This window comes from uncultured Polaribacter sp. (assembly GCF_947500975.1).
Taxonomy (GTDB): domain Bacteria; phylum Bacteroidota; class Bacteroidia; order Flavobacteriales; family Flavobacteriaceae; genus Polaribacter.
Genome location: NZ_CANMUE010000009.1, coordinates 49,421 through 61,709, shown reverse-complemented (window position 1 = coordinate 61,709; position 12,289 = coordinate 49,421). Strand labels below are relative to the sequence as shown.

The window sequence follows — 12,289 nt, the reverse complement described above, 5'->3', positions numbered from 1 at the left end:
TTTAAAATACTGTTAAACCATTATTTGGTTGATATACATAATTAAACGTATAATGTTGTGAACTACTAGTTGTGTCTGCATCTAAATAATAGCTTAGTATTTCTAATTTAGCATACGTACCATTAATTGTTTTTACAATAATTATTGTTCCTGCAATTGGCGAAATAAGATGTGTTGTAAAATCGTAATTATACCAACCGTTTCCAGAACCAGTAGCTATAGCATAACCATTTGCAGCATCATCTTGTGCGAATAAAGTAGTATCTACTTCTGCAATATCTGCTAATGTACCGGTTGCTAAATATACTCCTGCTTCTCCTGTACGTTCTGGCTCATCACTAGAAATGGCAGAACCTCCGTTTACAATAATTGTACTTCCTCTAAAAGCAATATCCCAATTATCATCTGTAACTGCAGCTCCAGTTTCAAAAGAAAATCTAACATAATCTCCTGTTATTGTTGGCGGAGTTGTACTGTAATCTGCAGTTTGGACTGCTGCCAAATTACTTACGGTTGCAGATATAACTGAAGTTAATGCTTGCCCATCATCATTATCATCTGCATTATCTACATAATTATCTGGTTGTTGACAAGCTGTTATAGGGTTATTTGCGTCTCCATAACCATCACCATCTACATCTGCATAAAAAATTGTTGTACAAATTTCTTCTTCATCTGAACAAGAAGTAAAGCTTAAAAAAGCGATCGTAATTACTGCTAAAAATTTAATTGTTTTCATTGTATTTGTATTTATTTATTTATTAAAATTGAATATTGATTTTAGTGTACATAATGCTACCCGCTATGTTGCTAATGTTTTGTGTATCTGTAAAATTAAATAGATTATCTACCCCAAAACTTAGCTGATATTTTTTGTCAAAGGTTTTATTAATTGCAAAATCCCAAATTGAATAGCCGTTTACAAAAGCGTCATAATTATCTAAATAGGCATTGGCATTACTATCAAAAAGACCGTATTTACTCCTATAAGTTCCTCTTAAATTAGCGTTCAAATTCCATTCTGGGATGTCATAAAATATTTTGAAATTTGCCATGTGTCTAGATCTATTATACAATCCAAAATAGTCGTCTTTCTCTAAAGAAAAAGTGGATAAGGTTTCTAAGTCTCTAGCATATACTTCTCCATTTCTAAAAGCATTTTCAGCTTCTTTATCGTATGCATACAAAAGTTGATATCCTCCAGAAACTGCTATATTTTTGTTGATTTTTAAATGAGCATTAAACTCTAAACCTTGTGTATAAACCTTATCTACATTGTAATAACTAAATACATTTTGCCCGCTTTCTTTTTGGGTAACAACACGTGTATCTATCAAGTTTTTAATATCATTTCTAAAAATATTTAGATTTAATTTTAAACTAGAAAAAAGCTTATAATCAATTCCAAAATTATAGCTGATTGAACTTTCAGGGTTTAAAGAACTCTCAAACTGATTTATTATTTGCGTTATATTTTCTTGAGTTGTAGCATTTACCAATTCACCATTATCAAACAATTCTTGTAATCTTCTTGGCACTTCATTATAACCTAAAACAGTATAACCTACCGTAGAATTTGTAAAGTCGAAATATAATTGTCTAAAATCTGGTGCCTTAAATCCGTAACCACTAGAGGCTTTTACAGATATTTTATCATTTATTTTATATCGTAAAGCAATCTTTGGACTAAATTGAGATTTGTATTTGTTATGGTTGTCAAACCTTGCACCAAGAATAAGGTTTACATTATCAATAATTTGCCCATCATATTGTGCATAAATATAAGGTGCATGAAACTCTGGGGTTAATGTAAAATAAGTTCTATCTAATCGTTCATTGGTTAAACCAACACCTGCTACCAAATTATTATTGGTATCAAATGTATAAGTTGCTCTAAATTCTGGTCTTATATAATATTGATTAAAATTACTTTGACTGTTTAAAACTCCATTTTCATCATTTAAATACTCTTCCGCTTTATATTGTGTTGCATAAAACTCAAAATAACTATTCCATTTTGAGGTGAATTTATGTTGCACTCTTAAAAGTGTATTCCATTCATTTAATTCACTTTCTCCTCCCAGAGTTTCAGTAGCAATATAATCTTGAAGCTGATGATAATATCTTCCAGAGAATAAAATGGATGTTTTTTTAGAAACATCATAATTCACTTTTGTACTCAACGTATAATTAATAAAAGGTTCTACAGTTTTAAAAGTAGTGTCTTCATCTAAATCATATCCATTACTACTAAATCGGTTAAAAAAAGCAGTAATTCCTAACTTTTCTTTTTTGTAATTGATGTTTGCACTAATATCATTACTGGTATCAAAATCGTTGGTATTTAATGCACTCCTATAATTTATATCTCCTTTAAAACCAACTTTTGGTTTCTCTGTTATAATATTAATAACTCCTCCTAAAGCTTCATTACCATACAATGCAGAAGATGCCCCTTTTACAAGTTCTATCTGTTTTATATTACCAACGCTAACTCTACTTAAATCTAAAGTTCCAGCAGAACGCCCTACAAGAGGAACACCATCTATAAGAATTAATGTGTATTGACTATCTAAACCTTGCAACTGTATACCTTCTCCTCCACCAAAATCTGGCACAGTAATTAAACCCGTTTGTTCATTTAAAATATCTGACAAACGAATTGAATTGATATTGATAATTTCTTTCTTAGAAATTATTTGAGCAGGCAATGGTATTGATGATAATTGCCTTTGTGTTCTTGTTGCTGTAACAATAACTTCATCTAAGCTTTCTATTGCAGTAGAATCTTGCTTGGTCTTTATTATTTTTTGAGAAAAAACAACAAGAGAAAAAAAAGTTGAAAAAAAAACACTAAAATATTTTTTATTTAGAACCATTCTTGATTAGATTTGCTGCAAATATATATTTTATTTTAATTCAATCTAAATAAGAATAGATTTAATTTTAATTATTTTACACAAATAAATTCAAACAATTAATTATGAGACAATTAACTATTTTAACACTAGTTTTTACATTAACGCTGCAGATACATGCACAAAACAAAAAAGAAAAGGACCAAAATGCTATCAAAAAAATGTGTGGCTGCTATGAAGTAGGTTTTAACTTTGCAGAAACATTTAGTTACTCTAAAGATTCTACTTATAAACCATCTAAAGTAAAACATGATAAAGCTTTAGAATGGGTAGAATTGGTAGATGATTCTGAAAACAAAATAATATTGCAACATTTATTGATAGCTGGTAGAGGCGGTAAAAAAATGATTATAAAGCATTGGCGTCAAGATTGGATGTTTGAAAACACCAATTTTTACATGTATAATGGCGATAATAAATGGAAATATGTAAAAAAAGATGCTCAGGAAGTAGAAAATCAATGGACACAAAAAGTATATCAAGTAGATGATAGTCCTAGGTATGAAGGCTCTGCTACTTGGATTCATGCAGATGGAAAAAGTTATTGGGAAAACACCACAGATGCACCTTTACCAAGAAGAGAAAGAACAAAAAGAAAAGATTACAATGTAACTGTTAGAACCAATAAACATGAAATTACAAAAGATGGCTGGATACATGACCAAGACAACGATAAAGTAATAAGAGAAATTGGTAAAGAAGATGTAATTTTAGCACAAGAAAAAGGTCTTAACACCTATGTAAAAGTAGAAGATTCTAAATGTAAAGCTGCCCAAGACTGGTGGTCAGAAAATAACAAATTATGGAAGTTAGTTCGAAAAAATTGGGACAAAGAATTCAATAAGAATAAAGATTTAGAATTGGCAACTAAGGTTGATGATAAAAGGCTATATCAACACATGTTTGCTTTAAAAAAAGATGCTAAAAACAAAGAAATAAAAAAGATTATTTCTGAATTTGTAAAATAACATGTAAAAAAAACAAACCTCTCAAAAATATTTTTGAGAGGTTTGTTTTTATATCAAAATTCTATACAGTTGAACAGAATTAAATAAACTTAATCATTATAAAAAACAGTACTCTGTCTTTCTCTATTTACCTGTAGTTTAGTAATATCTGGTCTAGAATAATGCCCAACAACATCAAAATTTTGTCTTTCTTCTAAAACACGATTAAAATCTAAGGTTTCAATAATTAAACCCTCTTTGCGTAAAACTGGTTCTACCTGCCACTCGCCATCAGGACCTGCAATACATGAGCCTCCGTTTGCTAGAACATCTGGAGCATTTTTTACAATTTTCTCATAATGAGGAACTTCTCTTGGAAAATCAGATTTTGCCATTAAACTAGAAACTGAAATTACAAAAGAACGTGACTCTCTGGCAATAAAACGTGTAATATCTTTTGTATTATAGTCAGAACCTGGCCAAACAGCAATGTGTAAATTTTCTCCCAAACCATACAAAGCAGTTCTTGGTAAAGGCATCCAATTTTCCCAACAGTTTAATCCGCCAACTGTAAATTCTTTTAAAGCATGTACTTGCAAACCATTTCCATCTCCAGGAGCCCAAGTTAAACGCTCATCATAAGTTGGTTGCAACTTTCGATGCACAGATTTTATTTCTCCTTGTTGATTAATATACACCAAAGAAGCATAAATACTATGTCCTCCTCTATTTTTAGCACGTTCCATAATACCTAAATAAATAGCAATCTTATTTTCTTTTGCCAATTTACAAATGGAATCTAGTTCGCCTTTTTCTATGGAAATTGAGTTTCTAACATAATGTGCATGAATCTCTTTTTGAGTTTTAGAATCCCATTCTGCTCCATTTGTTAAAGCAATCCAAAAAGGATAACCTGGTAATAATGCCTCTCCAAAAACAATGAGCTCACAATTTTCTTTTGCTGCATCAATTATTGACTTTTCAATCTTTTCAATTGTTTTTTCTTTATTTAACCAAACTGGAGATATTTGTGCTAATGCTACTTTTAATAGGTTTTTCATCTCATTTATATATTAATTGAAACTACCAAACCCTCATTTGCTCTCACATTAAAAACGGTATCATCTTCAAAAATTAAATATTGACCTTTTATTCCGACTAATTTACCAGTATATTTTGGTGTTTTTATCAAGTTTAAACTTTTTGGTTTTAAAGGATATTTCTTAACAGGAAAATTTAAATGTGTTTCAACATTATCTTTTATAAAATATGCCGCAGCTTCTTCCGGAATAAATTCTTTTAACCGATCTCTCCATTCCATTAGGCTTACCTCTTCTATATCATTCTTTAGCATTTTACGCCAATTTGTTTTATCAGCAACATAATCTTTTAAAGCAACCTCTGTAATTCCTGCTAAATATCTATTTGGCACTTCTACAATTTCTATAGCTTCGTGTGCACCTTGATCTATCCATCTTGTTGGTACTTGCTGTTTTCTTGTAACTCCTACTTTTACATTACTAGAATTTGCCAAATAGACAATATGTGGTTTTAGCTGAACAGATTTTTCATAGGCTAAATCTCTATCTTCAATATCTAAATGTGCGGTACTTAATTCAGGTTTCATGATCCAATCACCAGCATTAGGTGTTTCAAAAAAACAAGATTTACAAAAACCTTGCCTGTAAATTTGTTTGTTTAACTGACAATTTAAACATTGGTATTTTACAAAAGAAAGCGTAAGTTCTTTGTTTATCATCTGATTTACATTTAAAAAATCAGATTCCATATCTAAATAATACTGAACCTCCTCTAAATTTTCAGTTTTCATTTTTTTTAAAACTCCTTGATATTGCATAAACAAATTTTAGTATTTTTAGCTTTTAACAAACTTACATAAAAAACAGAACTTTCTCTATGGCTTTTCCAATTGTAAATTCTATTATTTCTTGGTTTTTAAAAAAAAGAATTCATCAAATTGAATTATTTTTAAAATATCCCAACGATGTACAAGAAGAGCTTTTGTTAAAACTAATGGCTACTGCAAAAAGAACAGAATTTGGAAAAGAGCATCAATTTTCATCCATCAAAAATTATACAGAATTTGCAAAATTAGTTCCCATTCAGCGTTATGAAAGTTTTGAACCTTTAATTGAACGTTGTAGAAAAGGCGAACAAAACCTGTTTTGGCCAACACCAATTAAGTGGTTTGCAAAAAGTAGTGGAACCACAAATGCAAAAAGTAAATTTATACCTGTTAGCAATGAGGCTTTAGAATATTGCCACATGAAAGCTGGTAAAGACATGTTGTGTTTATATATAAACAACAACGAAGAAACTAAGCTATTTACAGGTAAAGGTTTAAAATTAGGTGGAAGTTCAGACATTTATGAAGACAACAACAGTTACTTTGGAGATTTGTCTGCAATTATTACAGAAAACCTTCCTTTTTGGGCAGATTATAGTTCTGCACCAAGCTTAGAAGTTGCCATGATGAGTGAATGGGAAACCAAAATGGAAGCTATTATCGATGAAACTATTCATGAAGATATTACTAGTTTAGTAGGCGTACCTAGTTGGATGTTGGTACTTTTAAACCGAGTTTTAGAAAGAACAGGAAAAGATCATATTTTAGAAGTTTGGCCTAATTTAGAAGTGTATTTTCATGGAGGTGTTAACTTTAACCCTTATAGAGAACAGTATAAAAAAATCATCCCAAAAAAGGATTTTAAATACTATGAAACCTATAACGCTTCTGAAGGTTTTTTTGCCATTCAAGATAGAAATGGTTCTAAAGAATTATTGTTGATGTTAGATTATGGCATCTTCTATGAGTTTATTCCTATGAGTGAATATCAAGGCGAAAACTCAACCGCTATTCCTTTATCGCAAGTAAAAGAAAATATAAATTACGCCATTTTAATTACCACAAATAGTGGCTTGTGGCGTTATTTAATTGGTGATACTATAAAATTTACATCGCTAAAACCTTACAGAATAAAAATTACAGGGAGAACAAAACATCATATTAATGTTTTTGGTGAAGAGTTGATTATTGAAAATGCTGAAGAAGCATTAAAATTGGCTTGTGAAAAAACAGAAGCTTCTATTATTGATTATACTGTTGGGCCAATTTTTATGGATCATAAAAAAAGTGGCGGACATGAATGGATTATTGAATTTAACAAAGCACCAGATAGTTTATCTTATTTTACAGAACTGTTAGACAACGCTTTAAAATCAATAAATTCAGATTACGAGGCAAAACGTTATCATAATATGACATTAAATTCACCTAAAATTCATATAGCCAGAAAAGGTTTATTTTATGATTGGTTAAAAGAAAAAGGAAAATTAGGCGGACAGCATAAAATACCAAGATTATCTAATTCTAGAGATTTTGTAGAAGAACTTTTAAAACTCTAAAAATGGATACTTTTTTCGAACAAAACACTTCATTTTTTTTAGACAATCCAAAGTTAGCAGAAGATTTTCAAAAAATTGTAAGTGTTACAAAATTCCCAAAACACTTTATAATACATGAATCTGGGAAGGTTTGTGATGATTTATATATTATCACATCTGGTATAGCTCGTGTTTTCTATTACAGAGAAGATAAAAACATTACTTGTCATTTTGCAGCAGAACAAGAATCTATTACTGCTATAGATAGCTTTATACAACGTAAAAAAAGCAAGTATTATATAGAGGCTTTAGAAGACCTAGAAGTTTTAAAAATATCTCATTCAGATTTAGAAAAATTATTTACTTCCAGTCCAAAGTTTGAGCATTTTGGCCGTCTATTTCTTCAACAAATTTATATAGATTTAGTAGAAAGGTTAGATGACTTACAATTAAAAACAGCTAAAGAGCGTTATGAAACATTGTTAGAAAAAAAGCCGTACCTTTTTCAACGAGTAGCCTCAAAACACATAGCAAGTTATTTAAACATTACTCCAGAAACATTAAGTAGAATTAGAGGAAAATAACTGATTTAATAATTTATTGACAATTGTCAAGTAAAATTTATTCTTTGTAAAATACCTTTGTTATAAATTATAAATGATGACTATTTCACAATCACTTCAACAATTTTATATTGAAAATAATTTTTCTTCAGATGGAGGAAAAAATGATGATTATTTTGACTTAAAATTTAAGTTATTTACCATAAAAATTCCAAATTCTCAATTTAGAAAAGATGTAATTTACTTACACGACATTCAACATATTTTATATAATTGTGATACTTCATGGAGAGGAGAAGCATTTATTGCTGGCTGGGAAATTGGCACTAAAATGTGGAAACACTTTCCAATAGGCATGATAAGTTTATGGGCAATGGGTTTTTCTTTATTAAACTATCCAAAAGAAGTTTTTAAAGGATATAAAACAGGTATAAATTCTATTGGTATTATCGACTTAAAATTAGATAAAAAAGCAATTTTAAAGTTATCAATTACCGAGTTAAAAAAAATTATTAAAAAAGAAAAAACTAAAAAATTAAATTGGTTCAGCTTTCTTTTTTGGTGTTTAATTTCTGAGATTATTTTTCTTTTTCCTTTCTTAATATTAGCAATATTTCTTATAAATATATTCTAAGATGAAAAAACAAATTTTAATCATAAATGGTCATCCAGACAAAGAGAGTTATTGTTTTGCAATTTCCGAAGCTTATAAAAAAGGGGTTTCAAAGTCTAATGCAACACTCAAAACAATTAATGTTACTGAACTAAATTTTAATCCTAATTTACAATCTGGATACAGAAAAAGAACTGAACTTGAACCCGATTTATTAGACGCTCAAGAAAAAATTAAGTGGGCAAATCATATTGTTTGGATTTACCCAGTTTGGTGGGGTTCTTATCCAGCAATTTTAAAAGGGTTTATTGATAGAGTTTTTTTACCTGGTTTTGCTTTTCAGAAAAGAAAAAATTCAGTTTGGTGGAACAAATTATTAACAAAAAATACAGCAAGAATTATTTCTACTTTAGACCAACCAACTTGGTACTACCAATGGGTAAATAGGCATCCAAGTCATACAGCAATTAAAAAACTAACTTTAAATTTTGTAGGTATTAAAAAAGTGAAATTTACAACCATCGGTTCTTTACGTTTATCTACAGATTCTTACAGAAAAAACTGGTTGAATAAAGTTGAAAAATTAGGAGAGTTAAATAAATAATCAAATTTTACGTTCCACAACATAATCAATCATTTCTAATAAAGATTTTTTATACGTTGATGTTGGATAGTCTTCTAAAATAGCCAAGGCTTTGTTTTTGTAGTCATTCATTTTAGAAATAGTATATTCTATACCCCCGCTTTGTTTTACAAAAGCGATCACTTCTTTTACTCTTTTTTTGTCTTTATTATGCTTTTTAATCGAGTTTATCAACCAAGATTTTTCTTTTTTAGCACACGTATTTAATGTATGAATTAAAGGCAAAGTCATTTTTTGCTCTTTAATATCTATACCTGTAGGTTTGCCAATTTTTTCATCAGAATAATCAAATAAATCATCTTTAATTTGAAAGGCAATACCAATGTATTCTCCAAATTTTCTCATTTGCTGAATTGTTTCTTGACTTGCACCAACTGAAGCTGCACCAATTCCACAACAAGCAGCAATTAAAGTTGCCGTTTTCTGCCTAATAATATCAAAATAAATTTCTTCTGTAATATCTAATTTTCTTGCTTTTTCTATCTGTAAAAGTTCTCCTTCACTCATTTCTCTAACGGCAATTGAAATAAGTTTTAAGATATCAAAATCTTCATTATCTATTGATAGAAGCAAACCTTTTGAAAGTAAAAAATCGCCAACTAAAACTGCAATTTTATTTTTCCATAAAGCATTTATAGAGAAAAAACCACGTCTTCTATTACTATCATCTACAACATCATCGTGTACTAAAGTAGCTGTATGAATAAGCTCTACAACAGATGCTCCTCTATAGGTCCGTTCATCAAAACCACCATCAGAAACCATTTTTGCAACTAAAAAAACAAACATTGGTCGCATTTGTTTTCCTTTTCTACGAACAATATAATAAGTAATTCTGTTTAAAAGTGGAACTTTAGAAAGCATGGAATCCTTGAACTTTTTTTCAAAAGTTTCCATTTCTGATAAAATTGGAAGTTTTATATGTTCAACAGGATTCATAAATATTAATTAATCACCTTCTACGAAGTCTAAAGGTTCGTTTTCACATCAAAAATAGTAAAAATAATGTGATGCGAAAAACAGGTTTATTATGACTTATTTCTTATGATTTATTAGCCAATTGCCCACAAGCAGCATCAATATCTTTACCTCTACTTCTTCTAACGTTTATGGTAATATCGTGCATTTCTAAATTAGAAATATAATTATTTATTGCTGATGAACTTGCTTGTTGAAACTCGCCATCATCAATAGGGTTGTATTCTATTAAATTAACCTTACAAGGCACATATTTACAAAATTCAACTAAAGCTCTAATGTCTTCTTTTTTGTCATTAATTCCGTCCCAAACAATATATTCATAAGTAATAGCACGTTTGGTTTTTTCATACCAATACTCTAAAGATTCTTTTAAATCTACTAAAGGAAAAGTAGTATTAAATGGCATTATTGAGGTTCTAACTTCATCAATTGCTGAATGTAAAGAAACTGCTAAGTTAAATTTAACTTCTTCATCAGCCATTTTTTTTATCATTTTTGGAACACCGGATGTAGAAACTGTAATTCTTTTTGACGACATTCCTAAACCTTCAGGAGATGTAATCATTTCAATAGATTTTAACACATTTTTGTAGTTCATAAGCGGCTCTCCCATCCCCATGAATACAATATTGGTTAATTTTTTATTGTGATATAATCTACTCTGTTGATCTATAATTACAACTTGATCGTAAATTTCGTCAGGATTTAAATTACGCATTCTTTTTAAACGTGCAGTTGCACAAAACTTGCAATCTAAACTACAACCCACTTGACTGGAAACACAAGCTGTTGTTCTTTTTTTTGTAGGAATTAAAACGGATTCAACAACAAAACCATCGTGTAGCTTAATACCATTTTTTATTGTTCCGTCTTCACTTTTTTGCATAGAATCTACTTTGATATGATTAATAACAAAGTTATTCTCTAACATTTCTCTAGTTTGTTTAGAAATATTTGTCATATCTTCAAATCTATGTAAAGACTTACTCCAAAGCCATTCATATACTTGATTTCCACGAAAAGCTTTGTCGCCATTTTCAACAAAAAAATCTCTTAATTGTTCTTTGGTTAAAGCTCTAATATCTTTCTTTTTTACTTCCATTGTTTGCAAAAATACAAAACCTCACAAGAATCTTGTGAGGTTTGTGAATGTATAAATAATTTGTAATTATATAATTAACATTGCATCTCCATAAGTAGAGAATTTATAACCCTCTTTTATTGCTTCTTTGTACGCTTCCATTACAAATTCGTAACCTCCAAAAGCAGCTGCTTGCATCATTAAAGTAGATTTTGGCAAATGAAAATTAGTTATCATTGCATTTGCAATACTAAAATCATAAGGAGGAAAAATAAATTTATTTGTCCAACCTTCATAAGCATTTAACTCATGTTTAGAAGAAACAGAAGACTCTACAGTTCTCATTACTGTTGTACCAACTGCACAAATTCTTCTTTTTTCTTTTTTAGCTTGATTTATTTTTTGAGCGGTTTCTGCAGGAATAATAATTTGCTCAGAATCCATTTTGTGTTTAGATAAATCTTCTACCTCTACAGGGCTAAAAGTACCTAAACCAACATGTAAAGTAGTTTCAGCAAAATCAACTCCTTTAATTTCTAATCTTTTTAATAAATGTTTAGAAAAATGCAAACCAGCAGTAGGTGCTGCAACTGCGCCTTCATGTTTTGCATAAATTGTTTGGTAACGCTCTTCATCTAAGGCTTCAACTTCTCTATTGATTTCTTTAGGTAATGGCGTTTGACCTAATTCTAATAATTTTGCTCTAAACTCTTCATAACTACCATCATATAAAAAACGCAATGTTCTTCCTCTTGATGTAGTATTGTCAATAACCTCTGCTACTAAACTATCATCTTCTCCAAAAAATAATTTGTTTCCAATTCTAATTTTTCTTGCTGGATCTACTAAAACGTCCCATAATCTGTTTTCACCATTTAATTCTCTTAATAAGAAAACTTCAATTCTAGCACCAGTTTTTTCTTTATTACCAAACATTCTTGCTGGGAAAACCTTGGTGTTATTTAACATCATTACATCACCTTCTTCAAAATAATTAATAACGTCTTTAAAAACTTTGTGTTCTATGGTTTGCTCTTTTCTATTTAATACCATTAAACGAGATTCATCTCTATGTTCTGCAGGATAAACTGCTAAAAGCTCTTCTGGTAATTCAAAATCAAATTGTGATAATTTCATA

At 29.6% G+C, this 12,289-nt stretch carries 12 protein-coding genes; 5 read left to right on the top strand and 7 right to left on the bottom strand.

Annotated features, from left to right (window positions below):
* Position 1: 1 nt before the first annotated feature.
* Together Q0733_RS10805 and Q0733_RS10800 are read right to left on the bottom strand one after the other, a co-directional pair.
* A complete protein-coding gene (locus tag Q0733_RS10805) occupies positions 2-739 on the bottom strand; it encodes an HmuY family protein (RefSeq protein ID WP_298782253.1) in 738 nt (245 codons plus the stop codon).
* Between the two features lie 22 nt (positions 740-761).
* Complete coding sequence (locus Q0733_RS10800; RefSeq protein WP_298782252.1) at positions 762-2,879, bottom strand: TonB-dependent receptor; 2,118 nt, start codon at positions 2,877-2,879, stop codon at positions 762-764.
* Positions 2,880-2,983: 104 nt separating this feature from the next.
* Here Q0733_RS10800 and Q0733_RS10795 point away from each other — a divergent pair, with 104 nt between their 5' ends.
* Entirely contained in the window at positions 2,984-3,886 is a 903-nt protein-coding gene (locus Q0733_RS10795; protein WP_298782250.1) for a DUF6607 family protein, read from the top strand.
* Between the two features lie 89 nt (positions 3,887-3,975).
* Here the strand turns inward: Q0733_RS10795 and Q0733_RS10790 are convergent, their stop codons facing one another.
* The gene (locus Q0733_RS10790; RefSeq protein ID WP_298782249.1) at positions 3,976-4,926 is read right to left on the bottom strand and encodes a carbon-nitrogen hydrolase family protein; all 951 of its coding nucleotides are present in this window, start codon (positions 4,924-4,926) and stop codon (positions 3,976-3,978) included.
* Positions 4,927-4,931: 5 nt separating this feature from the next.
* Complete coding sequence (locus tag Q0733_RS10785; RefSeq protein WP_298782248.1) at positions 4,932-5,723, bottom strand: DUF2797 domain-containing protein; 792 nt, start codon at positions 5,721-5,723, stop codon at positions 4,932-4,934.
* Positions 5,724-5,782: 59 nt separating this feature from the next.
* Between Q0733_RS10785 and Q0733_RS10780 the strand changes: the two genes are divergently transcribed.
* The 4 genes from Q0733_RS10780 to Q0733_RS10765 all read left to right on the top strand — a co-directional run bounded on the left by Q0733_RS10780 (position 5,783) and on the right by Q0733_RS10765 (position 9,050).
* Positions 5,783-7,291: a GH3 auxin-responsive promoter family protein gene (locus Q0733_RS10780; protein WP_298782247.1), complete on the top strand. Its 1,509-nt coding sequence runs from the start codon at positions 5,783-5,785 to the stop codon at positions 7,289-7,291.
* 2 nt (positions 7,292-7,293) lie between these two features.
* Positions 7,294-7,854, top strand: a complete 561-nt coding sequence (locus Q0733_RS10775) for a Crp/Fnr family transcriptional regulator (protein ID WP_298782246.1) — start codon at positions 7,294-7,296, stop codon at positions 7,852-7,854.
* A gap of 73 nt (positions 7,855-7,927) precedes the next feature.
* Positions 7,928-8,467, top strand: a complete 540-nt coding sequence (locus Q0733_RS10770; protein WP_298782245.1) for a hypothetical protein — start codon at positions 7,928-7,930, stop codon at positions 8,465-8,467.
* 1 nt (position 8,468) lies between these two features.
* Positions 8,469-9,050 carry an NAD(P)H-dependent oxidoreductase gene (locus Q0733_RS10765; RefSeq protein ID WP_298782244.1) on the top strand — a complete coding sequence of 194 codons (582 nt, stop codon included), beginning with the start codon at positions 8,469-8,471 and terminating at the stop codon, positions 9,048-9,050.
* On the opposite strand, the gene Q0733_RS10760 is transcribed toward Q0733_RS10765, so the two are convergent.
* The 3 genes from Q0733_RS10760 to queA all read right to left on the bottom strand — a co-directional run bounded on the left by Q0733_RS10760 (position 9,051) and on the right by queA (position 12,288).
* Positions 9,051-10,028 carry a polyprenyl synthetase family protein gene (locus Q0733_RS10760; protein ID WP_298782243.1) on the bottom strand — a complete coding sequence of 326 codons (978 nt, stop codon included), beginning with the start codon at positions 10,026-10,028 and terminating at the stop codon, positions 9,051-9,053.
* Positions 10,029-10,131: 103 nt separating this feature from the next.
* Complete coding sequence (rlmN, locus tag Q0733_RS10755; RefSeq protein WP_298782242.1) at positions 10,132-11,172, bottom strand: 23S rRNA (adenine(2503)-C(2))-methyltransferase RlmN; 1,041 nt, start codon at positions 11,170-11,172, stop codon at positions 10,132-10,134.
* A gap of 66 nt (positions 11,173-11,238) precedes the next feature.
* Entirely contained in the window at positions 11,239-12,288 is a 1,050-nt protein-coding gene (gene queA, locus Q0733_RS10750; protein ID WP_298782240.1) for a tRNA preQ1(34) S-adenosylmethionine ribosyltransferase-isomerase QueA, read from the bottom strand.
* Position 12,289 lies beyond the last annotated feature (1 nt).

Coding starts and splice junctions, on each gene's coding strand:
- Q0733_RS10795 (WP_298782250.1), top strand. CDS start 2,984: ATGAGACAATTAACTATTTTAACACTAGTTTTTACATTAACGCTGCAG.
- Q0733_RS10765 (WP_298782244.1), top strand. CDS start 8,469: ATGAAAAAACAAATTTTAATCATAAATGGTCATCCAGACAAAGAGAGT.
- Q0733_RS10780 (WP_298782247.1), top strand. CDS start 5,783: ATGGCTTTTCCAATTGTAAATTCTATTATTTCTTGGTTTTTAAAAAAA.
- Q0733_RS10775 (WP_298782246.1), top strand. CDS start 7,294: ATGGATACTTTTTTCGAACAAAACACTTCATTTTTTTTAGACAATCCA.
- Q0733_RS10800 (WP_298782252.1), bottom strand. CDS start 2,879: ATGGTTCTAAATAAAAAATATTTTAGTGTTTTTTTTTCAACTTTTTTT.
- Q0733_RS10790 (WP_298782249.1), bottom strand. CDS start 4,926: ATGAAAAACCTATTAAAAGTAGCATTAGCACAAATATCTCCAGTTTGG.
- queA (WP_298782240.1), bottom strand. CDS start 12,288: ATGAAATTATCACAATTTGATTTTGAATTACCAGAAGAGCTTTTAGCA.
- Q0733_RS10770 (WP_298782245.1), top strand. CDS start 7,928: ATGATGACTATTTCACAATCACTTCAACAATTTTATATTGAAAATAAT.
- Q0733_RS10760 (WP_298782243.1), bottom strand. CDS start 10,028: ATGAATCCTGTTGAACATATAAAACTTCCAATTTTATCAGAAATGGAA.
- Q0733_RS10805 (WP_298782253.1), bottom strand. CDS start 739: ATGAAAACAATTAAATTTTTAGCAGTAATTACGATCGCTTTTTTAAGC.
- Q0733_RS10785 (WP_298782248.1), bottom strand. CDS start 5,723: ATGCAATATCAAGGAGTTTTAAAAAAAATGAAAACTGAAAATTTAGAG.
- rlmN (WP_298782242.1), bottom strand. CDS start 11,172: ATGGAAGTAAAAAAGAAAGATATTAGAGCTTTAACCAAAGAACAATTA.